The organism is Bacillus sp. T2.9-1 (assembly GCF_950097965.1).
GTDB classification, from domain to species: domain Bacteria; phylum Bacillota; class Bacilli; order Bacillales; family Cytobacillaceae; genus Niallia; species Niallia hominis.
This window is the reverse complement of record NZ_CATNHG010000002.1, coordinates 16066-38399: the sequence shown is the minus strand read 5'-3', so window position 1 is coordinate 38399 and position 22334 is coordinate 16066. Positions and strand designations below refer to the sequence as shown.

Here is a 22334-nt window from a genome sequence, read left to right as displayed (position 1 = left end):
CCTTATGTAAATAAAGCACGTGCTAATCGTTGTATTCCTTCTTTTATTTCCTTTTCTTCCAATCCCCCAAAACCTAGTAAAAAAGGATATCTGTCTTTTTTCTCTGTATAATAAGATTCCGTTGTATAAATTTTAATCCCTATTCTTTCTGCTTCTTCAAGAAATCTATCTTCTTTATTTGGAATACGGATAAGTAAATGTAAACCAGCCTTCTCCCCAATTACTTGCACTTGCTCTCCCATATATTCCTTTATGCATTGGACTAAGAACACATATTTTCTTTCATATACCTTGCGCATTCGCTTAATATGGCGTTCAAAATCTCCGTTATGAATAAAGCTTGCCAATGCCTGCTGTAAAAGTGGAGAGCTTGCTTGTGAATCAGGCCTCCTTTTTTCTTTCCATTTTTCAAGCAACACGTCTGGTAAAATCATATAGCTTATTCGTAGAGATGGCAAAAAAGCCTTTGAAAATGTCCCTAAATAAATGACTCGATCCTGTTGATCAATGGCTTTCATGCTTGGAATTGGCGCTCCTTGAAAACGGAACTCACTGTCATAATCATCTTCTAAAATATAGCCATCTCTTCTTTCTGCCCATTTTAATAGCTCTATACGTTTTCCAATAGGCATAATCTTCCCTATCGGAAATTGATGAGAAGGGGTAACATATGTAAGGTTACATGCACTGTTTAGAAGTGCCGACAAGTCATGCCCGTCCTCTTCTAAAACAGGTATTGATTGAATCGGGATTCCCCTTTCCATAAATACATTTCGTACTCCATCATATCCTGGCTCTTCCATCCCAATAAATAAGGACTTATCTTCCATAAGAGATAGCACTAGATGAATTAAATGTTCTGTCCCTGCCGTAATGACAAGATTGTCAGCAGTAGTTTGAATGCCCCGAGATCTATATAAATACCCAACCAATTCTTCTCTTAATGCTAATTCTCCTTGTTTATTGCCATACTTCATCCAGTGGGTCTGATTGTCCTCCATGACGGCTTTAATCGTCTTCTTCCAACCGTTTAGAGGGAAATTAACCCCATCAATATCTCCATAATGAAAGTCTATACAAGCATTTGTACCCGTCTCTGGACTTTTTGCAACTACTTTTTTCTGTTGCTGTGCTGTATATTCATAGCTAGGTAATGCAACAACCGTATAGCCACTTTTCTCCTTGCTCTCCACATATCCTTCCATCCATAATTGTTGGTATGCATCAATCACTGTATTTTTGCTAATATGCAAGAAACTCGCTAAATAGCGAATCGACGGTAGCTTTGTCCCAGCTTCTATTTTCCCTGTCAAAATCTCCTGTTTAAAATAGTGATACAACTGTATGTATACAGGCTCCTTCTTATCTTTATGCAAATGAATCGCAATATTCACGTTCTTCCCCCTATTTTTCGATGCTATTTAAATTTGTACCTATAAAATTATCTTAAACTGTTCCTATTGAAATGACTATTTATATTTTAAAATATAGAAACAATACAAGGAAGGGATGGAATAAATAATGAATGCGATGCGACAATCAACGATGGAAGTGACAGACAAGGAAAAAATTAATGATTTTTTACATAAAACAAATATAGGGCATCTTGGATTAGTGGATGAAAATGTTCCATATGTTATTCCATTAAATTATGTTTGGTTCCATGAATGTTTATACTTTCACGGTGCCAGTGAAGGCAGAAAAACGCGGATTATCCTTAAAAATAACCATGCTTGCTTTACTGTCAGTGAAGCAAGAGGCGTGATGAGCAATCCCATACCAGCTAAAGTAGATACTGCCTATATGAGTGTTATAGTCTTCGGAGAAGTTACACTGCTTGAGAATATCAATGAAAGCCGTGATGTCATGCAGGCAATGCTAAATAAGTATGTACCTGGATATTATGAGAAACCGCTCGCTAAATCTCATTTAGAAAGATATGTCTCGGCATTGGGGAGTAAAACAGCTATTTATAAAATTACTCCAAGCCATATTTCAGCAAAAGAAAATAAGTTAGATGAAGTAGCAAAATTCACCCCTGGTAGAACGATTAAAATGGATTCGTAAAGATGATTGGAATGGATGGATAGCCTAATTATTATCGAGTTAAGTTTTTGTCTTTTATCCTCTAACTCTAACGCTCCCATTTTTGGATGTTTTAGGCTATCCTTCTGTTGCCTTTAGAATGCTGTGCTCTCGCTTTGGGCACTGACGACCGGACAATATATCTTCTATCATGCTTTGAATCATATATTAGTTTTTCCAATCATACCCCACTGCTCATCAGCCCTATCCTCCACTTCCTCCCAAAATAAATTTTCCTATTCACGTATTATTTTCATAAAATGACAAACACTACCAATAGAATTATGGAGGTGACTTGTCTTAATGAAAAAAATTCTTCCTTCTCTTCTTCTTTTCTTAGGAGTATGCATGCAAGCAACACCTGCATTCGCTTCTCCAAGTGAAAAAGAAATAGAGACTTTAGCTAGTAAACTAGGTTGGACTACAGATGATTTAGAAGAATATTTAACATTTAAAGGATTAAACGTTAATGATTTTGATAATATACATTTATTAGAAAAACAGCTGGGCACCCCTATCACTCCTACAAATCTGGAAGAACTGCTTATTCAAAATTCGATGACAAGAGAAGAATTAGATATCTTATTGGCAGGCTATCATGAAACAGTAGAGAATTTTTGGTTTTTAGAAGATTTAGAGGTTGCCATTGATTTTTATAAAAATCATGAAGAGAAAATGCTGCAATTAGAAGAGTTTCTTGAGAATATCGGGTTTGACGACACAGAAAAACAGCAATTTTACGGGCACTTAAATAAACAAAGCCCTACCTTACTCGCAGCAAAAGTCGTGGAATGGAAAGAAAATTTAAATCGATTCCAAGAAATAGACCAAGAAAGCGAGATTAGTGATAAAGAAAATGCAGCGTTAACTCATTTTTGGCAAGATTTTTTTACCACAACAGCTATGAAGCCTGTACTAATAAGTATTGATGATAATGGGAAAAGAAAAGAGCTTGCACTAAGTGATCTTTTTAATAAACAAATGGATACAACCGTTGCAATTGAATTATATGATACCAACAATACGTTAATTGGAGATGCCATTGTGTCACCAGACATGGTTTCCTCTGTCGATGCAGTAGATAAAATGGTAGAATTGACCGAAGTAACAAAAGGTTTAGCTACTCTCTATGCAGCACAGCTTCCAAATACAGCATCACCGCTCCCTGTCATCCTATGTATTGGATACATGCTTGTACTAATAGGCGTGTTATTAACCTTTAGGAAACCATCTTATGAATAAGCCCAATAAAATTGGAGTTTTCTTCCTATCGATAGGATTGATAATGGTTTTCTATTCTCTTTCTAGCTATTGGAAGATTAATGCCATTATAGAGCAACCAGTTTTTCAGCCCAGCAGACAAATGGCCTTATCCAATTTAAGACAGGTACAACCAGGTGAAACAATTGGAGCAATCATTGTCCCTAATACGAAGAAGTCTATTCCCGTCTATGAAGGGACAAGTGCAAAAATTTTAGAAAAAGGTGCGGGTCACTATCGAAAAAGTGCTCTACCTGGCGAAAACAATAATATTGTACTGTCTGGACATCGTGATACTTTTTTCAGATTCCTTAAGGATTTAGAAAAGAATGATTCATTAATTCTCGAAACAAGAGAAAATGATTATGAATATAAAGTTACAAAATTCTCCATTGTAGATTCAAATGATTCAACCATTCTAACCCCTAAATCCAGACCAATTCTTACCTTAACCACATGTTATCCTTTTGCCTTTATTGGAAATGCACCGAAGAGATATATTGTTACCGCTGAATTAATAAATACAATTACTCTAGTAAACAAATAGGCCTGAACTTTTAACCGTCCAGGCCATTATATTATTTCCATGTTTTTAAAAATAGCAGTAATCTATTTTTCCAATCAAGGAGCTTTGTAATAGCTAAAGGCTGCTTCCCTTGTTTTTGCATTTCGTAAATACTTGCAATCGCAATGAGAATGGACCCAGCAATTAATAAATACACCCACCATGGGAAATTCCCCCAATATGGTCTTGTTTGTAACAAAACATTGAGAACAAGTACACCAATGCCAACAAAGAAATAGGATTTATACCGGAAGTAAAAACCAGAGAGAATGGACAAAATAGCAAGACCACCTAAGATTATCGCATCATAGATAGTATGGGAAATATATCCATCAATAGCTAATATAAGAGCTACAATAACGATAACTCCCCATTCAATATAGTGTAATGCCATTAGCTTACTTATTATTTTCTTTGTAGCAATCACCATGATTATCCAAGGCAATACAACTAACTCTGTCACAATATATTCTTTGATAGTAATAATCATTAGAAACGAATAATACGGAACGAGCAACAAATATATGCTTACAAGTTTAGGTATCCATTCGATTTCTTTTTTAACTCGTTTAATTTGCAAATAAGCTAGAAAAGAAAGGAACAATCCTGGTATTATAATATCCCAATTAAAGGTTGTTTCCACTCCAAATAACGATATTGTAGAAAGGATACTACCAATTAGATAAAAATCAATCCATTTTTCCCCATCTTCCTTCCACTTCAATATGGACGAGTAGACTGTCGTACTTATAAACAAAAACAATACTCCCCAAACACAAGTAAATACATAACGATCAAATGGGATAAACTCCTTTGCATACATCAATATTTCATTATTGATAAGCAGGAAGACAACTCCTCCAATGGAGAATAAATGCAGTTTCTCCAAATGAATTACAAGCAGCACAATCATAATATATAGTAGGATTACAAAATAACTGACCGTCGAAAATGGGTAAGCAAACAGCCAAGAAATAATCCCTAATACACTAAATGGTAGAAAAAAGTAAAGAAGCCCTACCTTATTCTGTGTTAGAAAGTACAAACCAAATAAAACAATTGACAGTACCATAAATGCAAGTTGATACGAATTTCCTCCTGCAAAATCAAATGAGATAATTGTCGCTAGAAAGAGATAACTAGATAGATAGCTACCATATCGAAAAGCCATTTTCACATATTTATTCGCAACTAAATAGATACTTATGCTATAAACAATGAACAAATAGATAAACGGAAGGAAGGAATCACTTCCTATAAATAAACGATCAATGACCATACTTCCAATAATATACACATGGGAAATCGTTAGGAATGGAAGCTTAAATGATGTATGTTTTAGCCCTAACGCAATAATAAACAGGCCAATCCATCCATACTTCATAAGCGTTTCAAAAAGAAATGTATCACTGTTCCAAATAGAACCAACAAGGGTTAAATAGCTAATCAAACTAACAATACCAATTAGCCATGCGATAAGATTGTTTTTTATTTTTCGATATAAATCGTAAAAAACAAGGATTGCTACTAAATACATTCCAGTTGTGACCCATTTGTTTAATGTGAAATATTCAAGAATTAGAAGCAATCCAAAGCCGTACAAGATTTGACCAATATAATAACCAATCCTTCCCATGTTCTTATCCAGTCTTTCATACAAACTTCCAGTTATGACGGTGAATATACTTCCTATCGCAATCGATAACGATAGTCCTTGTTCTTGTATAAAGCTGAATGTCTCTGCAGTCGTAAAATAAACACCAAAAACAGTAATCGGAATGAGATAGGAAAGGAGTTGGTTATGCGTTTTATTTCTTATCAAGCGCCTTCCTAAATATAGACTTAATGCTATTCCTCCTATCATGACAGGAATATACCACTTTCCAATAAAAATTGCTGTTGATAAAAAGGCTATTAACACCATCCAGGATACATTATAGATGGTAGATTCCTTTCTAATATCTTGTAAATAATGCCACTTATTAAATATGCCTAACAGAAATAATAGCACTATATTTATTCCATAGATTACAAGGAATAAGCTATCAACATCGTTTATTAACGAAAACAATACAGCTATATTCCATAAAGCTAGGTTCAAAAAAAGAACTGGCAAATAACGAATAAACGAATATGTTAGTTTTTTCGTTAAAAGAAGAAATTCAACGGCCAGTAAGAGATAAGCAAACACTAAATACATACTGCCTTCGAGAAAAAGTTCCCCATAAAATACAATAGTTACGAAAAAAGTGGCAAGTGCAATGACAAAGCTTGTAAACTCCCAAACTTTTCCCCATTCCAGCTTCTCTTTTAAGATAAACACAAAAAAGAGAAGGAGAATACTAAAGCAAGCAAAAGCTACTGGTAATAAGTCTTGAAGAATTGGATTGGTGAAAATTCGATAAAGACCAAACGCAATTGCAATGGTAATAAAAAAATGATCATGCTTTCGTTTCGTTAACGCAACGGTCATCATGAAAAGACTGCTGATTACTAAATAATAAAAACCATTTATCATACTGCTATCAAATAGAAATGTCATAAATAATGCAGTTAAAATTAACTGTAGTTGAACAATTGGTGTCAGTTCCTTCTGATAGTATTGTATCCATTTTAAATGCTGACACTTCAATAAAACATATATCAATATAAATTGATAGATTATCATAAAAAAGAAGAATCCATCTTGAGCTAACGGGAGGAAAGCAAAGAGAAAAGCAAGCGTTCCAGTTATTGTCCCAATGGTCAGGATTTTATATAGACCAGACTTTAAATAAACAGCTAGAGCAGTATAGATTGGGAATAATACCAATCCAGCTATTACCCCTAATAAAAATCGACCTTCACCATGCATAGAAAGATAGTCCCCTGCTAGCTGAAAAAAGCTGACGGAAACAAATCCTATTGGCAAAAAAAGACTCCCAAGGAGAAAGAAAGCAAATGCAGTATGATCAATTTTGATAATTTTTTTCGATAATAAACCAACCCCAAAAAATAAAATCGAAACAAAAAAGATCGATACTGCTTTCATCCATCCTGGCATAGAGTCCCAATTACTAGTCGCAACGACTAACCCGCCTATTAGCAGTAGTGCTACTCCTAAATAAAGCATCACCCCTATATTTCGTTCACGGAGCTGTTCAGCAGTATACTTTTTCTTTTCCTTTACAGGCTGCTTTTTCACAATTACTTTTTTTACAGGTTTTTTTTCTAATCCTTCCTTTTCTAGCTCCTTCTTTTTCTCTTCATCTGTTATATACCGCTCAAAGCCAGCAGTTATGTCCATATAACTTTCGTATGATATGTATTGCTTTGTATATAAAATTTCCAAAATGCGATTAAAAATGGCAATCGTATTCTTCTGCATTCCATGCATCCTTTCTTCTTAACAAGCCTTAATTCTTACAATTTCATCTAATGGTGTAATTTTACATCATCATTTATGATTTTTCAATATATTTTATTTTCTAAAAAAGAGGATATTCTTTTTATATAACGAATTTATTTTTCATATCGAAATAATTGGAGGAATACAGAAATGAAAATGATTGAAGATTATTTAAAAGAGAAGCGAAATGTCCACTTGGAAGAATTATTTTCTTTCTTATCATTGGAAAGTATCAGTGCCCTCCCCGAGCATAAAGAAGATATACAGAAAACAGCTGAATGGTTAGTACAGGCACTTACGAATGCAGGCTTAGAAAATGCTTCCATCTATCAAACAAAAGGCAATCCAGTTGTTTATGCAGATTGGCTTCATGCAGAAGGAAAACCTACTGTATTAGTATATGGGCACTATGATGTACAGCCAGTCGACCCACTAGAACTATGGGATACTCCCCCTTTCTCACCTGAAATACGAGATGAGAAACTCTATGCAAGAGGTGCAAGTGATGATAAGGGACAGGTTTTTATGCATATTAAAGCTATTGAAGGGATTCTTCAAACAAATGGTTCTCTTCCAGTAAATATAAAATTTTGCATAGAAGGAGAAGAGGAAGTTGGCAGTCCTACCCTTCCTCTCTTTGCAGAAGAAAACAAGGAGTTATTAGGTGCTGATGTGATTGTTATTTCCGATACGGGGATGATAGAACAAGGGAAACCAACCATTTGCTATGGTCTTCGTGGTTTATGTGGCATGGAAATTCATGTTAAAGGTCCAAGAAGTGATCTTCATTCTGGATTATTTGGAGGAGCGATTCAAAATCCAATTGCTGCCATAAGCGGGCTATTAGCAAGCTTTCACGATCAAAATGGAGTAATTGCTGTAGAAGGATTTTATGATCGTGTAACACCTTTAACACCAGATGAAAAGGAAGCCTTTAAAGCATTGCAAATTTCAGATGACACTTTCATCGAGCAAACTGGCTCCCCTACTCTATTCGGTGAAGAAGGATTTTCTACTTTAGAAAGGCTTTGGGTGCGTCCTACTCTTGAAATCAATGGAATAAAAGGTGGCTTTCAAGGAACTGGCGTAAAAACCGTTATCCCTTCAGAAGCTAGTGCAAAAATTACCTGTAGACTTGTGCCTGCTCAGGATCCTGAAGAAATAGTTGCATTATTAGAGAAACATATTGAGGCTCATAAACCAAAGGGTGTAGATGTAACAGTTCAATTATTTGATAAAGGTACTCCTTTTGTTACGCCATTTGATCATAAAGCGATACAAGCAGCTGGCAAAGCTTATGAAACAGTGTATAAGGTGCCAACTTCCTATACGCGTGGTGGTGGATCTATTCCAATTGTTGCAGCATTTGACCAAATTTTAAATCTGCCTGTTGTGTTAATGGGATTTGGATTACCAGATGAAAATTTCCACGCCCCAAATGAACATTTCCATTTAGAAAATTATGATAAAGGCTTACAAACTATTTGCCATTATTGGTTTGAACTTGCAGAAGTCTGGTAAGAAAACCAAAAAAATTACTTACTAATAAAGCAGCAGCCAAAATACACTTTGTCACAGGGGCTCTCCCCTGTTTCGCGAAACATCGAGTTCGTGTATTTCGGCTGCTCCGTTTTACTTATTACTTCCAACCACTTTTAAATTCATCTATCTTTTTTTAGAAAAATATTATCTTCCATCAATTAACTCATAAGTATCTTCCTTTATCCACTCAAAATATGGATTCAGAATTCCATCTTCTATATACATAGCTAATCCATGCATGGCTCTTGTGCAGGCTGTGTAAAACAATTCCTTTTCTAAATCGCCCTGATAGCTTGATGCATTATAAAGAATCACTCCATCAAACTCGATTCCTTTAGCTAAATAAGCAGGGATAACGGAAATGCCTTTTTCATAGGATGTGGTGCCCTTTTGAATAAATCTTGCTTCTACTTTCTCTTTAAGCATTTCGTATACTTTACTGCTTTCTTTAATCGTTTTACAAATAACTGCAATTGTTTTATAGCCATTACCCTTCCAGTCTTCGATTCGCTTTAATAAATCATCTATTTGCTTAGCCGAATCTCCTACACTTACTACATGTGGTTTTTCACCATGACGATTAAAAGGTTCGATTTTGTCTCCATTTACAGCAAGGCCTCTTGTAAACTCCACAATTTCCTTGGTCGAACGATAGCTTTTCATTAAAACGATGCTTTCGACATCTTCCTTTTTTCCATTAGCAACAATCTCATTATGCTGGTGGGCATATATTGCTTGATTAATGTCGCCAAGTAGCGTCATTTTGCTATAAGGAAATAGCTCTTTTAAGTAATTAATTTGAAAATCAGAATAATCTTGTGCTTCATCAATAAATACTTGACGAATTCCCGAAGTGGATTTTTTTCCTTCCAATTTATCCTTTAAATACGCAAAAGGTGTAGCATCTTCGTACGACAGTGTTCTATTTTGCAGGTTTAAGATGGTTTGCTCGCCAATCCTTCTCCATTCGTCCATCGTTAATTGTGCAGGACAGCTTAAATCGAAAATCCCTTTATACATAGCAGAAACATCAATAAATCGCAATTTTTTAATAGCCGCATAGATAGACTTAAAGTGCTTATTAACAATAATTTTCCGCAAGAATTTTTCCTCTTGATCGAAATAGTCGAAGTCTTCTTCTTTTTGAGCTGCATGAAATGCTTCCAAATACTCCTCTTTATCCAACAGCTCCATTTCGTTATCAACCCAACCTTGTTTTCTTTCGGTTCTTGCATGCTTTTTCATTTCTTTTTGGGCCCATTCAATTAATAATTGCATTCGGTTTGGTATGGATATATGGCTCTCCATTTCATAAAATTTTCTCATCAATTCTTCACTTGATATAAATACTTTGTTTTGAAATACGATATCCTTAAATACGACACCATCTTTATGTAAATTATCTAAATACTCATCGATAAGCTTTTTAAACGCTTTACTACTTTTAAACTGAATACTTTTTAATCTATTTTCTTTTTTTAGTGAGTCCGTTTCCGTTAACAAATATTCTAATTGGGAAAAGGAATCCTCTACTTGAAAAGATTTTCCAATTCGTGATTGTAAATACTCATAAAAAGTAGACTGGCGCATATTTTCTTCCCCAAGCTCCGGCAAGACTGTAGACACGTAGCTATTAAATAATGGGTTAGGTGAAAACAGCATAATATTATCTGATTTCAATGTATCACGATGCTTGTATAACAAATAAGCTACACGTTGCAATGCAGCAGATGTTTTTCCGCTTCCTGCCACGCCCTGCACAAGTAAGTATTTGCTTTTTTCATTGCGTATAATTTGATTCTGTTCCTTTTGAATCGTCGCAACGATTGATTTCATCATGGAATTAGCATTATTGCCAAGTACTTCAAGCAATAGCTCATCTCCAATCGTTACTCCTGTATCAAATAAACTGATAAGCTTCCCGTCTCGGATGATAAATTGTCTTTTTAATAGTAAATCACCCTCAATTTTCCCACCAGGCGTTTCATAAGATGCTGGTCCTGGCGAATAATCATAATAAACACTTGAAATAGGAGCTCGCCAATCATAAATATAAAATGTCTCATTTTTTTTATCCATAAAAGAAGCAATGCCAATATATATTTCTTCTGTGCCTTCCCCTTCCTCATTGAAATCAATTCTGCCAAAGTAAGGAGTATCCTTCAATTTTTGAAGAACCTTTTGTTGCTGATGAATTTGCCCATAAGTTCGTTCCCGTTCTCCAAGGAGCTCTGCTTGTTGTTTTATACTCGTAAAGGTTTCAATAACATCATCTGGTTCATCAAGGTTTACCGTAACATCCTCCCAAAAGGTTGAACGTAATTGACCAACATCACCGCCAATATTGTGAATGTCTTTTTCCATCACATTCAACTTATCGTCGATTTCCTTGCGAACAAAATCTATCCTCTTTTGTTCCTGGACCTTTTCTTTCGCTTCTTTATTACTCATATTGCATACACCCCTAATCAATTATCTTGACAAGCAGAACAATTATGTGATATCATTATAATAGATAAATTATATGTATTTTACTGAAGATAAATTGATATCACTAAAAGATTCATTTATTTTAACATATTCCGAATTAATTTTCCACTTTAATAAGCATAGACATCCCATAGCCTTTACGGATATGGGATTTATTATGTGTATTTATATTTTTGCCATCTTGCGTTTGAATGAAACTCCTTCTCTCCTCTTTAAATATATATAGAGGAAAAAGAAAAATATCCCACTAAAAGCTCGTAAAAATCCAGAAATATTCATCGCTGTATAAATATTCGTTGTTTCCAAAATAAATACACCAAATTGTGGGGCAATAAAAGCAACAAACGCAAGTAAAATATTATAATTAGAAATACATAAACTGCGATTATCCTCATTTGTCACATCCAATAATTGATTAAATAGCATTAAGACAGTACCTGACACAAATAATCCAGCAAATATATTCGTTATCACAAGAAAAACAAGATTGGTTGAAAAGATCGTGATGAATGGGGCGATTGCCATTCCAAGCGATACTAAGATAAGCATCTTTGCATTGGAATGTTTATCTGCCATTCTTGCCCACCATTTAAAACTAATAATTTGACCAATTGAATTAGCAACGGCAAATAAACTGATCCATAATCCTGTAGCTCCAGCGTATTTTATTTGATAGATACTAAACAAGGTCCAACACATTTGCCATGCAAAATTAAAAAACAAGGCGCTAATGATAAAATATAAAAAAGCTTTATTTCTAAACACAGAAATCCCAAAATGCGTAGTCCTTTTTTTAGGCAATTCTTTCTTTTTCGGCTCCACATGCTTCTTCAAATAATTTATTTCAAGCAAACCTAATACAAAAGCTAATAAATATAATCCAACAAAAGGAATTGGATCTGTTTTATCAAAAAATTGAAGAAATATGCCAATAAAAAAAGTAGAGATCATCCCGATTAAAGTCATCATTTTATTTCTTGTGCTAAAAAAATCACTTCGTCTATCTTCTTGAATAATGTCCCCTATAAATGCCTGCCAGCTTAAATTCGCAAAGGAAAAAGGAAAATTCATGATCCCAACCAAAACAATAAAGACGATTACTTGATATTTATCAGGTATAAAAACGACTAATGCAATACCAACTAAAAAAAGCCTTGCAGCTAAAAAAGAATACACGGTAAACATCTTCTTCTCCTGAAGCCTATTAATGATCAATGAACCAATAATCATCGCAAACATTCCAATAAATGGAGGAAGCGAGCTAATTAAACCAACTTGATAATTGGTTGCTCCTAAAACACTTATTGCAAAGAGTGGAAAATAGTTATTAGAGATGTTCAAAATTATCGTTGTGTAAACTCCATTCTTGATGCTTAGCCTTTCATTTTCTGAATTCGTCTGTTCTGATTCCATCATTCCTATATCATCCTTTTTCTTATCAAAATTATTTCAATTTCTGAAATATTCATTGTTATCATACTCTCATCCTTCTTAACCTGCAAGCCTTTTTTAAAAGAATTTGATGAAATATTTTTGAACATTTAGAGCCTTTTTATAAGCCAAAAAAACAGCTTCAAACATCCGTATTTCAGCCAAAGAATTATAGATTCTTTGGCTTTATAGATTATCTATTATAGTATTTTTCTGCCTTTCTTTTTAAAGACAAAAAGAGGCTGGGACAAAACTAAATAACTAGTCTTTAAAGACGAACAATCTTTAATTTAGCTCTTAAATAAAGCTACTTTCTCATGATGGTTATCTATGTTTTTTAATATAGTTAAGTGTAAAAACTCAGTCGTTCCATTGCGCTACAGACGCACGATGCGCCGGGGAGGAAGCTGAGCCTCGCATGCGAGGGCACTGAAAAAGTCTAGTTCTCCAAATAAAATGAGGTTTTATTTATTTGAAAGCGAATAATAAGTTGGTTTGGAGAGGCGTCCGCTCGACTCCTACGGGAGATGCGAGAAAGTCCGAGACCCTGCAGGAGCGTAGCGACGAAGCGGCTCGGCGCTCGCCCCGTGGAAAGCGAGCGGTAAGCCTCGGAAAACAAAAATCTACACTAAGTTAGAATGGTTTGGTAACTACCGATTCACCAGGTAATTCACTTTTTCAGTGGCCTCCTCTCATGCGCTGCGGGGTCTTAGCCTTTCCTCTATTTCCCGCAGGAGTCGAGCGTCCTCCGCTTCATTTCACTTCGTTTTTAAACCTTTTTCTAAAAAAACAAACACGAACTTTTATGTAATATAATTACATTTTAGTCCGTGTTTGTTGTTGGTTGAAATACTTATGTCCCAGCCTTTTTTATTTCACATTATTCTTCTACTGATTCCTCAGTTTCAGTTGTTGTTGTAGAACCTTTTATATAATTATAATCATCACGATTAATTGGCGTGAATCCATCCGGCTGATGGAATCTTAATAAATCTTTCATGACAATGTTGTCTGATGCTTGTAATTCTGCAGCAGCTGCTTCTGCTTGTTCAGCACCTTGTTCTGCATCAACTAACTCGCCATCAGCATTATAATAGTTATCACCAATTTTTGTTAGGGTTGGAGACACATAGTCACCATTTCTAAATGGAACTGTTTCACGATGCTGTTCAGATAGTAAATCAGAACCTACTTGTAAATAATCCTTTGTATCAATACCTAGAAGATGCATTAATGTTGGTATAACATCTACTTCGCCACCAAATTCACTTACTACATTTCCTTCTACACCTGGTACATGGATAAATAACGGTACTCGCTGTAGCTGTGCGTTCATAAATGGTGTTACTTCATCGACGCCAAGCACTTGAGCCATTGCTTTATTATGATTTTCAGAAATACCATAATGGTCACCGTACATAACAATAACTGTATTATCATATAAGCCAGATTCTTTTAATTCTTCAAAGAATAAGCGAATCGATTCATCTAAATAATGAGCTGATTGGAAATAATGGTTTACGGCATTATCACCAAAGTCCCCTGCTGGGAAGTCCGTATCGCCTTCATCCATTTCGAATGGATGGTGGTTGGATAACGTAATAAACTTCGTATAAAAAGGCTGCTTTAATCCTTCAAGTAAAGGCATACTTTGTTCGAAGAACGGGATATCCTTCATTCCATAATTTTTCGTATTTTCCTCTGACATATCATAATACTCAGCATCAAAGAAATAATCGTACCCTATCGTTTTATACATTTCATTACGATTCCAGAAAGTTTTATAGTTACCATGGAACGCAGCAGAAGTATATCCTTCCCCTTTAAGAATGGCGGGTGCTGATTGTAAGGTATTTTGTGCTTTATTTACAAAAACAGCTCCTTGAGACATTCCATATAAGGAATTCTCCATCATGAATTCAGCATCAGAGGTTTTTCCCTGCCCTGTTTGATGGAAAAAGTTATCAAAATAGAAAGTATTATCATCTTTAATTAAAGAGTTTAAAAACGGCGTTACTTCTTCTCCGTTTAATTCATAATTAATAATAAAGCTTTGCAGTGATTCCAATGAAACGTAAATAACGTTTTTACCTTCAGCCGCACCAAAATATTTATCATTTGGCTCAGCATAATTAGCACTTATAAAGTTTTGCACTTCAGTAATATCACTGCTATCGGCTAAAGCTCTTTGACTTTCAGATCTAGCGTTTTGCACGATATCATAAATGGTAAAGTTGTATGCGCCTAAATATTTTACTAAATAATTTCTATCAAATGAACGACTTAATAATTGCGGGCGATCTGCCTCTGCTAATCCTAAATTGATAACAAATGTCAAAATAGCTAGTGCAAAAACAGATTTTGCTGCTCTTCTATTTTTTTGTATCGTAGGTTTATACGCTTTTGTTGCTAGTAAGACGATTAAAATAATAACATCTAGGAAATAAAGAATATCATAAGGTTTAAGTAATGATAAAATACTGTCACTTAACTGTCCACCATTAACTTTTACCTGCATTACAACTGGAACTGTTATAAAGTCTGTAAAGAATCGATAATACACAATGTTTGCATACAATAAAGCAGACATTAACGCTGTATTAATCGTAATATAAACAGGCTGTGCTTTCCCTTTAACAAATAAAGCAAGTCCAATAAAGAGAAGTGCAGAGCTTAATGGATTAATAAATAATAGAAATTCCTGCATAGGTCCTTGTACACCAATGCTGAACTCTACCTTATATCCAATATACGTTTTCATCCAAAATAAAAATATGGCGATTAAAAAGAAAGAAGAATGTTTAGATAACATTTTACGAAATAATTCTGCTGTACCTTTCAATCCCGTTCACCTCAATTCAAAATTTACAATTTCTAAAGTAATTTGTTTATTTTCCCTTAATTAGTGCTACCTTATCTACATATGTTACTGCCCTTCCTTTTGTTCATCCTAGTTAAGAAGTAGCAGCTAATGAAAATGCCGTTATCCATTATAACATATCATTTTCAAAATGGTTATTCCTTTTACTTCCTATTAATAGAAATTTACTTAAAGTAGATTTCAAATTAATCACATCTTACATTAAATTAATGAATATTTCCAGCAATATCTATATTTATACGAAAAATAGGGCTAAAAGAACAGAATTTGTGTTTTTTCGACAAGAATGAATAATAGCAGATATTTTCTAAAATGAAAATGGTAAATACTCACAGCCCTCTCTTTCTTCCCCAATCATAAGTATGATAAACAGCGAACAAGCATATTTAATATTCATTTTTTTAATAGTATAATGGTGTAGATAGTAAAAGGAGGAATTTCATTTGATACATATTGATCAAAAAGAATATTTTGCTCTATTAGAGCAATTGCTTAATGTCACTAGTCCATCAGGGAATACAGAAACAATTATTCAATTTATAGAGAAATATTTAAAAGAGGCCAATATTTCTACTTATCAAAATAATAAAGGAGGATTGATTGCGACACTTCCTGGAAAAATTACAGACAAACAGCGCATGCTTACTGCACATGTTGATACACTTGGGGCGATGGTAAAGGAAATCAAACCGAATGGCAGACTGCGCTTAGATTTAATTGGCGGTTTCACATACAATAGCATTGAAGGAGAAAATTGTATAATCGAAACTTCTTCTGGTATGACATATACAGGAACAATCCTTCTTCATCAAGCATCTGTCCATGTATATAAAGAAGCCAGAACGCTTGAGCGTAATCAAGCCAATATGGAAGTTCGCATTGACGAAATGGTTAAGAATCAAGAAGAAGTGAATAACCTTGGCATTGCTGTGGGTGACTTTGTATCTTTTTACCCACGTGTAGAGGTTACTCCTTCTGGCTTTATTAAATCAAGACATTTAGATGATAAAGCGAGTGCAGCGATTCTTTTACTATTAATAAAAAAATTGAAAGAAAATAACATTGAATTACCGTATACAACAAACTTTCTTCTTTCGAATAACGAGGAAATTGGCTATGGCGGAAATTCCAATATTCCTGTAGAAACTGTTGAATATATGGCTGTTGACATGGGAGCAATGGGAGATGGTCAATCAACAGACGAGTACACTGTATCCATTTGTGTGAAGGATTCAAGCGGACCTTATCATTATGCTTTAAGAAAGCATCTTATTCAATTAGCAGACAAGCATGAAGTACCATACCAACTAGATATTTATCCATATTATGGATCTGATGCTTCTGCTGCCATTCGATCTGGTCACGATATCAAACATGCTTTGATTGGGCCAGGAATTGATTCCTCACATGCCTATGAACGTACACATTTTTCTTCTGTTGAAGCAACAGGAAAATTAATTTATCATTATTTACTTAGTGAATTAGTCTAAATTGTTAACAAAAAGAGGATGACATTATCATGTCATCCTCTTTTTGTTATTCTGGTCTTTTGCCCTTTTGCAAATCTTTCATTGTTAATCCAAAATCCATTTGAAAATGGGGATAATCCTTAAAATTAGCCCAGTCTCCTCCCCACTGAAAACCTAATTCTTTTGCTATTTCAACCACTTCCATCCAATCACTTTTGCCATTTCCATTCCCATCATAGTCCATATCCCAGATGACTACACCGTTAATATCTAAAAGAGCGAAGTCTATTGCTAGTCCATAATTATGATAAGACTCCCCGCCCTTTGCATTGGTTACAATTGAACCATCTGTCGTTCTTCCTTGCTCATATAAACGATCTTGCTCTTCTATACTTCTAAAGTCCTCTGTAATGACAGTCCGAATTCCAATATCACCTGCCTTTTGAACAAGGATATCTTTCTTTTCCTTTACAATAGGATTCAATTCAGTAGGCATTGGCACATCATTATAGTCTCTTTCAGGCACATTTAATTTCCAATATATTAGAAGAATAAAGATAAAAATTAATAATATAAAAATGCTTCTGCCATGCTTCTTTCTTTTTTTTCGCAAAATTACGCTCCCATACTTCTGATGTTGTTTTCATTCATTAAGCCGATGATTTTGGACCGATAGTTAATTTTTTGGGGACATGAAATAGATGCCAGATCATGGACAGAAGGATTCCCCTTTTCTAGATTTGACATGCCAATACAGCCACTGACTTATCCATCCCGTCTCTACCATATTTTAATGTAAATATTCAAAGCGAGTAGTGCTTCCAGTCTGTCCAGCAATAACCTCTAATCTAACTTCCATTCGATCCTTTAATTCAGGAACGTGGGAAATGACCCCGACTAATCGTCCTGCATTTTGGATATCCATCAGTGTTTCAATTGCTTGATCTAGCGACTCTGGATCTAGCGTTCCAAAGCCCTCATCAATGAACATCGTTTCCAGTGAGATTCCACCAGCAAAATTTTGTACGACATCACTTAAACCTAATGCTAAGGATAATGCTGCCTTAAAACTTTCTCCTCCTGATAATGTTTTAACATGCCTTTCTTGTCCAGTATATTGATCAAATACGAGTAATTCTAATCCACTTTGCACATTTCCCTTTGATCGATCACTCTTTCGGACAAGCTTATATCGCCCACTAGTCATTTTTTTAAGTCTACTGTTCGCTTGAAGTAATATTTCATCTAAAAAGGATGCAAGAACATAGCGCTCAAATGTAATTCTTTGTGCATTTTGACCTCTTGAAATATCATATAAATGCCCAACAAGATTAAATTGATTTTCTAATTCTCTTACTTTCCGGTTTATTTCAAGTACTTGTGCTTGGATTTCTTTATTATCTTTTTGTTTTATTATCATATTTGTATGCTCTTGCTGGAATCTATTTTCTTCTTCCACTATTCTTGTTAGCTTCGTTTCGAGCTCTTCTATATTTGGAACCGCAATATCTTTAAGTGCAACTTCTAAATCCTTTAAGCGATCAGAAGCAGAACGACACTCTTCTCGATATGCTTGAACCGCTGCTTTTAGCTTTTCTACTTCTTGTTCCTGCAATTTACTTTCTGCATAGGATCGATAGGTTGGAAACCCTTGCTTTGCCATTTTTTCTAAGAATATATCCCTTTCTGTCTGTAAGCTTTCGGATAGCTGCCTAATTTGTTTTTCTAGGCTTTCTAAACGAACTAACTCCTTTTGTGATTTTTCTTTCGTATTCTGCAACTTTTCTTGAGCTAAAGCAAATTGAGCTTCCAATTTTTCTAACCGCAGCATACTTTCTTGCGATACTTTTTTATATTTGGGTAATTCTCTCAAGTCGGCCGGAATCGTATCCTGCATTTTTTTTAAGGTTGTATTTTGTTCCGTATATTCAATAGTTGTTTCTCTTATTACTTCTGTTGTTTGTTCAAGTAGTGCTTGCACTTCTTGAAATTGCACTTCAACATCAGATAGAGACAACTTCATTTTTTCCATCTCTATTGTTTGCGCCTCTAATTTCTTTTGCTCAAGACTCAATTCCTGCAATTGATTTTTAATTGTATTTGCTGTTATCTCGCTATCCCCATCACTAAATAAAGGATAGACATCGACAACCTTTTTTAGCTTATTCTTTGCATCTTCTGTATACCATTTCCATTGTGTATTGGCCTCAAGCCAAGCAGTTTCTGCTTTTGTTTTTTCTTTTTCTATGCTTTCAAGATCCTTTTTTGCACTTTTTCGATCCTCCTCAGAGAAATCTTCGGTATGAAGATGATTTGTTGCTGGACTTGGATGATGTACACTTCCACAAACCGGACATGCTTCATCCACTTTTAAACTTGCTGCTAAAATAAGCGATTGGTTGGCAATCCACTTATTTTCAAGTTCTTCTACTAATGCTTTTGCATCATCATATCTATTTAATACTTGATCTAGCAATTGTTTTTTTGAATTGGCATCAGACTTTCGTTTCATGCTAGTATGTTCTACTTCCATATATTCATTTATTCTTTCTAATATAGTTTGCAGATTCCGAATTTTATCTTTATTATCTAGAAGTAATTCCTTCATACCGTCTAGCTGTTTTATCCGCTCTTTATACTTTTGAATAGTAATCTCTTTTTCTTTTCGTTGTTTTTGAAGGATTTCTTGTTTAGAAGCATGGCTTTTCATCGCTTTTGTTAATTGATGGAGCTTTCCTTCTACTTCCGCATACTGCAGAACATCCTTTTCCATATTTTTCAATTCAACAAGGTAATTAGCTAATTGTTTACGCTCTTCTTCTTTCGTTATCTCTTCCTTATATAGTTGATCTGCTTCCATTAGTTGTGCTTTAAGCGCTTCTATAGATGTTCGAATTGCCTTTTCTTCTTCTTTTCTATCATCAATTTGTCTTTTTAAGTGATGACAAATTTCCTCTTGCTGTGCAAGGACGGCAGCTTTTTGGGCTAAATCGATTTTCTTTTCTATTTCTGTATATTCCGTTTTCTGACTTTCCAATTCCTTTAAACGTGTGGAAAGATCTTCTTTTAACTTCATTTGCTTAATTATCGATTCTGCTTCAAATAAATGCTGTTTAATGACATCTCGTTCTTTATTTTTCTCGTCGACCTTCGTTTGTAATCTTCCTACCTCTTTTTCCATCGACTCTATTTCTCGCTCTAATAGCGGGAGAATGGCGACATCGTTCTCACTATCTTGTGCCATTTGTGCAATTAAATCTTTATTAAATACTGCAGCTATTTTAGATAGTGAATTTGTACGTAATATTACCTTTTGCTCAACTTCCTTTTTTAGTCCTTGTGCCTGCTCCTTTAGTTTATCTTCAATACGCTTATACATTTCTGTATGGAATAAACGTTGCAAGATATTCTCTTTTTCTTTACTGTCTGATGTAAGTAATTTGCGAAATTCCCCTTGTGGAATCATCAGTATTTGGCGAAATTGATTGCTATCAATTTGCATAATTTCCTTCACTTTTTCATCTACATCACGAACAGAGGAAGCAACAAGCAATTCCTTTCCTTCTTCATCGAATGTAAAGAGTTCAGCTTTCGCACCAATTGTCGTAAATCCATCTCCTCTTTCTTTTTTCTTCTCTTGCTGAGGAGATCGAGTGATGAGATAACGTTTTTCCTTTAATTTAAATTCAAAACTGACTTCTGTTAATAAGGAATCATCGGCAAATTGACTTCTTAATTCTTGCCCATTGCGATCTTCCCCGCTGGCTTTGCCGTAAATAGCATAGCTAATCCCATCAAAAATAGTAGTTTTACCTGATCCTGTTTTTCCAGAGATGACAAACATTGTACGATTGCCTAAAACAGTAAAATCAATAACCTCTTTGTGAGCATATGGACCAAATGCCTGCATGGTTAGTTTTAATGGTCTCATTTTCGTCCCTCCTCTCTTAGAACTTGATTAATAACACTCGCCATCCAATCCTTTTTCTCTTCTGAAAAGGTTACAGTAGTCATTTCTTCGTAAAAAGATGCAAATAATTCCAGTTCATTTTGCTGTATTTCCTTTTGCACTTGCAAAACAGACTTATCTTTTCGATCTTTGTTTTCTATTTTTCTTTCTAAGTGCAGAACATTTGGGTAGACTTGTCTTAGCTTTTGGATTGGATCAAGTATCGCTCCTTCATCAAGCAAAGTTATTTTCAAATAATCATCTACTTTTTGTTGCTGATAAAAATTTATATCTAGCAGTTCTTCTATATGACCTTCTAGCTCTCTCATATCTTTCTCCGGTGTTAGCGCATGATATTTTTGCGTAAAATTCCCTTTTTCATCCATTTCAATAATGGACACAGATTTCTTTTGCTTCGCTTCGGAAAATGAATATTTCATTAAGGAGCCTGAATATTTAACCGTTTGATGATTAATAGCCTCCGGGCTATGCAAATGACCTAAAGCACTATAAGCAAAGGGGGCAAACAATTCAGCTCCGACACAGCCTGATCCACCGACAGATAAAATCCGCTCCGAATCAGATGTTTTCCCCCCCAGTACAAAGCTATGTCCAATCAACACATTTGGTTCATTAATCTGCAAATTATTTTCCATTTTACCAATAATGGCTTTCATTGCGTCATGATGATTTAGAATCGAATCATCCTCTAGCATTTTTCTGACTACTACTGGCTCGCAATATGGTACTAAGTAGAAATTAACCCCAGCTAAAGACACCGGTGAAAAGCTATTTTCGATTTTTCCATTTAAATAAAATTGATTTTTCTGGTACCAAGAACTTCCGAAAGATAATCTTTCTGCACTATCATGGTTTCCAGATATAGCAAGTATTGGTGTATTTAGCTCAACATTAATAAAATATAAAACCTCATCCAGTAAATTAACGGCATCTGTAGGCGGAATGGAGCGATCATATAAGTCGCCTGCAATAATGACAGCATCTGGCTTTTCTTTCTCTACCAGCTCCATAAATTGTTTCAGCATAAAGCGTTGATCTTCTGTCATGTATAATCCATGAACTAATTTCCCCAAATGCCAATCGGCAGTATGAATAAATTTCACTATTTTCACCTCTAAAATTTTTTATGAAAAAGCATTTTTGGCTGTTTTCGTAAAGTTTGTTGCTATATCTGCACCCTGTATACACTTCGTTTACAATCGGGCGCTACATTCTAATCTCATCAGATTGTACGTATATGCAGAGTGCTTCTT

13 protein-coding genes are annotated in these 22334 nt (G+C 34.8%); 5 read left to right on the top strand and 8 right to left on the bottom strand.

The features are described 5' to 3' along the window. Positions 1–2: 2 nt before the first annotated feature. Complete coding sequence (pdxR, locus tag QQZ16_RS01140; protein ID WP_235249393.1) at positions 3–1394, bottom strand: MocR-like pyridoxine biosynthesis transcription factor PdxR; 1392 nt, start codon at positions 1392–1394, stop codon at positions 3–5. A gap of 127 nt (positions 1395–1521) precedes the next feature. Here pdxR and QQZ16_RS01135 point away from each other — a divergent pair, with 127 nt between their 5' ends. The 3 genes from QQZ16_RS01135 (at position 1522) to QQZ16_RS01125 (ending at position 3892) form a co-directional block, all read left to right on the top strand. Further along, the gene (locus QQZ16_RS01135) at positions 1522–2067 is read left to right on the top strand and encodes a pyridoxamine 5'-phosphate oxidase family protein (protein ID WP_031537619.1); all 546 of its coding nucleotides are present in this window, start codon (positions 1522–1524) and stop codon (positions 2065–2067) included. A 321-nt stretch (positions 2068–2388) separates the two neighbouring features. Then, on the top strand, positions 2389–3327 hold the full coding sequence (locus QQZ16_RS01130) for a processed acidic surface protein (RefSeq protein WP_235249407.1): 939 nt from the start codon (positions 2389–2391) through the stop codon (positions 3325–3327). Then, positions 3320–3892 carry a class D sortase gene (locus QQZ16_RS01125; RefSeq protein WP_235249415.1) on the top strand — a complete coding sequence of 191 codons (573 nt, stop codon included), beginning with the start codon at positions 3320–3322 and terminating at the stop codon, positions 3890–3892. Before QQZ16_RS01130 ends, QQZ16_RS01125 begins: the two co-directional genes overlap by 8 nt. 31 nt (positions 3893–3923) lie before the next feature. Here QQZ16_RS01125 and QQZ16_RS01120 read toward each other — a convergent pair whose 3' ends face one another. Further along, a complete protein-coding gene (locus tag QQZ16_RS01120; protein ID WP_284560992.1) occupies positions 3924–7286 on the bottom strand; it encodes a hypothetical protein in 3363 nt (1120 codons plus the stop codon). 162 nt (positions 7287–7448) lie between these two features. Here QQZ16_RS01120 and QQZ16_RS01115 point away from each other — a divergent pair, with 162 nt between their 5' ends. Beyond that, the gene (locus tag QQZ16_RS01115) at positions 7449–8819 is read left to right on the top strand and encodes a dipeptidase (protein WP_235249434.1); all 1371 of its coding nucleotides are present in this window, start codon (positions 7449–7451) and stop codon (positions 8817–8819) included. 165 nt (positions 8820–8984) lie between these two features. Here QQZ16_RS01115 and helD read toward each other — a convergent pair whose 3' ends face one another. The 3 genes from helD to QQZ16_RS01100 all read right to left on the bottom strand — a co-directional run bounded on the left by helD (position 8985) and on the right by QQZ16_RS01100 (position 15573). Continuing rightward, positions 8985–11291, bottom strand: coding sequence for an RNA polymerase recycling motor HelD (gene helD, locus QQZ16_RS01110; protein WP_235249441.1), 2307 nt, complete (start codon positions 11289–11291; stop codon positions 8985–8987). 204 nt (positions 11292–11495) lie between these two features. After that, positions 11496–12746 (bottom strand): MFS transporter, encoded by a 1251-nt coding sequence (locus QQZ16_RS01105; RefSeq protein ID WP_235249448.1) that lies wholly within the window; start codon positions 12744–12746, stop codon positions 11496–11498. An 895-nt stretch (positions 12747–13641) separates the two neighbouring features. Beyond that, positions 13642–15573: an LTA synthase family protein gene (locus QQZ16_RS01100; protein WP_235249531.1), complete on the bottom strand. Its 1932-nt coding sequence runs from the start codon at positions 15571–15573 to the stop codon at positions 13642–13644. A gap of 512 nt (positions 15574–16085) precedes the next feature. On the opposite strand from QQZ16_RS01100, the gene QQZ16_RS01095 reads away from it, so the two are divergent. Next, the gene (locus tag QQZ16_RS01095; RefSeq protein WP_235249456.1) at positions 16086–17132 is read left to right on the top strand and encodes a M42 family metallopeptidase; all 1047 of its coding nucleotides are present in this window, start codon (positions 16086–16088) and stop codon (positions 17130–17132) included. 46 nt (positions 17133–17178) lie between these two features. Here the strand turns inward: QQZ16_RS01095 and QQZ16_RS01090 are convergent, their stop codons facing one another. The 3 genes from QQZ16_RS01090 to QQZ16_RS01080 form a co-directional block, all read right to left on the bottom strand. Beyond that, on the bottom strand, positions 17179–17724 hold the full coding sequence (locus tag QQZ16_RS01090; RefSeq protein WP_235249464.1) for a M15 family metallopeptidase: 546 nt from the start codon (positions 17722–17724) through the stop codon (positions 17179–17181). Between the two features lie 177 nt (positions 17725–17901). Then, complete coding sequence (locus QQZ16_RS01085; protein ID WP_235249471.1) at positions 17902–21042, bottom strand: AAA family ATPase; 3141 nt, start codon at positions 21040–21042, stop codon at positions 17902–17904. Continuing rightward, positions 21039–22184, bottom strand: coding sequence for an exonuclease SbcCD subunit D (locus tag QQZ16_RS01080; RefSeq protein WP_235249478.1), 1146 nt, complete (start codon positions 22182–22184; stop codon positions 21039–21041). The genes QQZ16_RS01085 and QQZ16_RS01080 overlap by 4 nt, the downstream gene beginning before the upstream one ends. Positions 22185–22334 lie beyond the last annotated feature (150 nt).

Coding starts and splice junctions, on each gene's coding strand:
- QQZ16_RS01125 (WP_235249415.1), top strand. CDS start 3,320: ATGAATAAGCCCAATAAAATTGGAGTTTTCTTCCTATCGATAGGATTG.
- QQZ16_RS01100 (WP_235249531.1), bottom strand. CDS start 15,573: ATGTTATCTAAACATTCTTCTTTCTTTTTAATCGCCATATTTTTATTT.
- QQZ16_RS01130 (WP_235249407.1), top strand. CDS start 2,389: ATGAAAAAAATTCTTCCTTCTCTTCTTCTTTTCTTAGGAGTATGCATG.
- helD (WP_235249441.1), bottom strand. CDS start 11,291: ATGAGTAATAAAGAAGCGAAAGAAAAGGTCCAGGAACAAAAGAGGATA.
- QQZ16_RS01085 (WP_235249471.1), bottom strand. CDS start 21,042: ATGAGACCATTAAAACTAACCATGCAGGCATTTGGTCCATATGCTCAC.
- QQZ16_RS01115 (WP_235249434.1), top strand. CDS start 7,449: ATGAAAATGATTGAAGATTATTTAAAAGAGAAGCGAAATGTCCACTTG.
- QQZ16_RS01120 (WP_284560992.1), bottom strand. CDS start 7,286: ATGCATGGAATGCAGAAGAATACGATTGCCATTTTTAATCGCATTTTG.
- QQZ16_RS01135 (WP_031537619.1), top strand. CDS start 1,522: ATGAATGCGATGCGACAATCAACGATGGAAGTGACAGACAAGGAAAAA.
- QQZ16_RS01105 (WP_235249448.1), bottom strand. CDS start 12,746: ATGATGGAATCAGAACAGACGAATTCAGAAAATGAAAGGCTAAGCATC.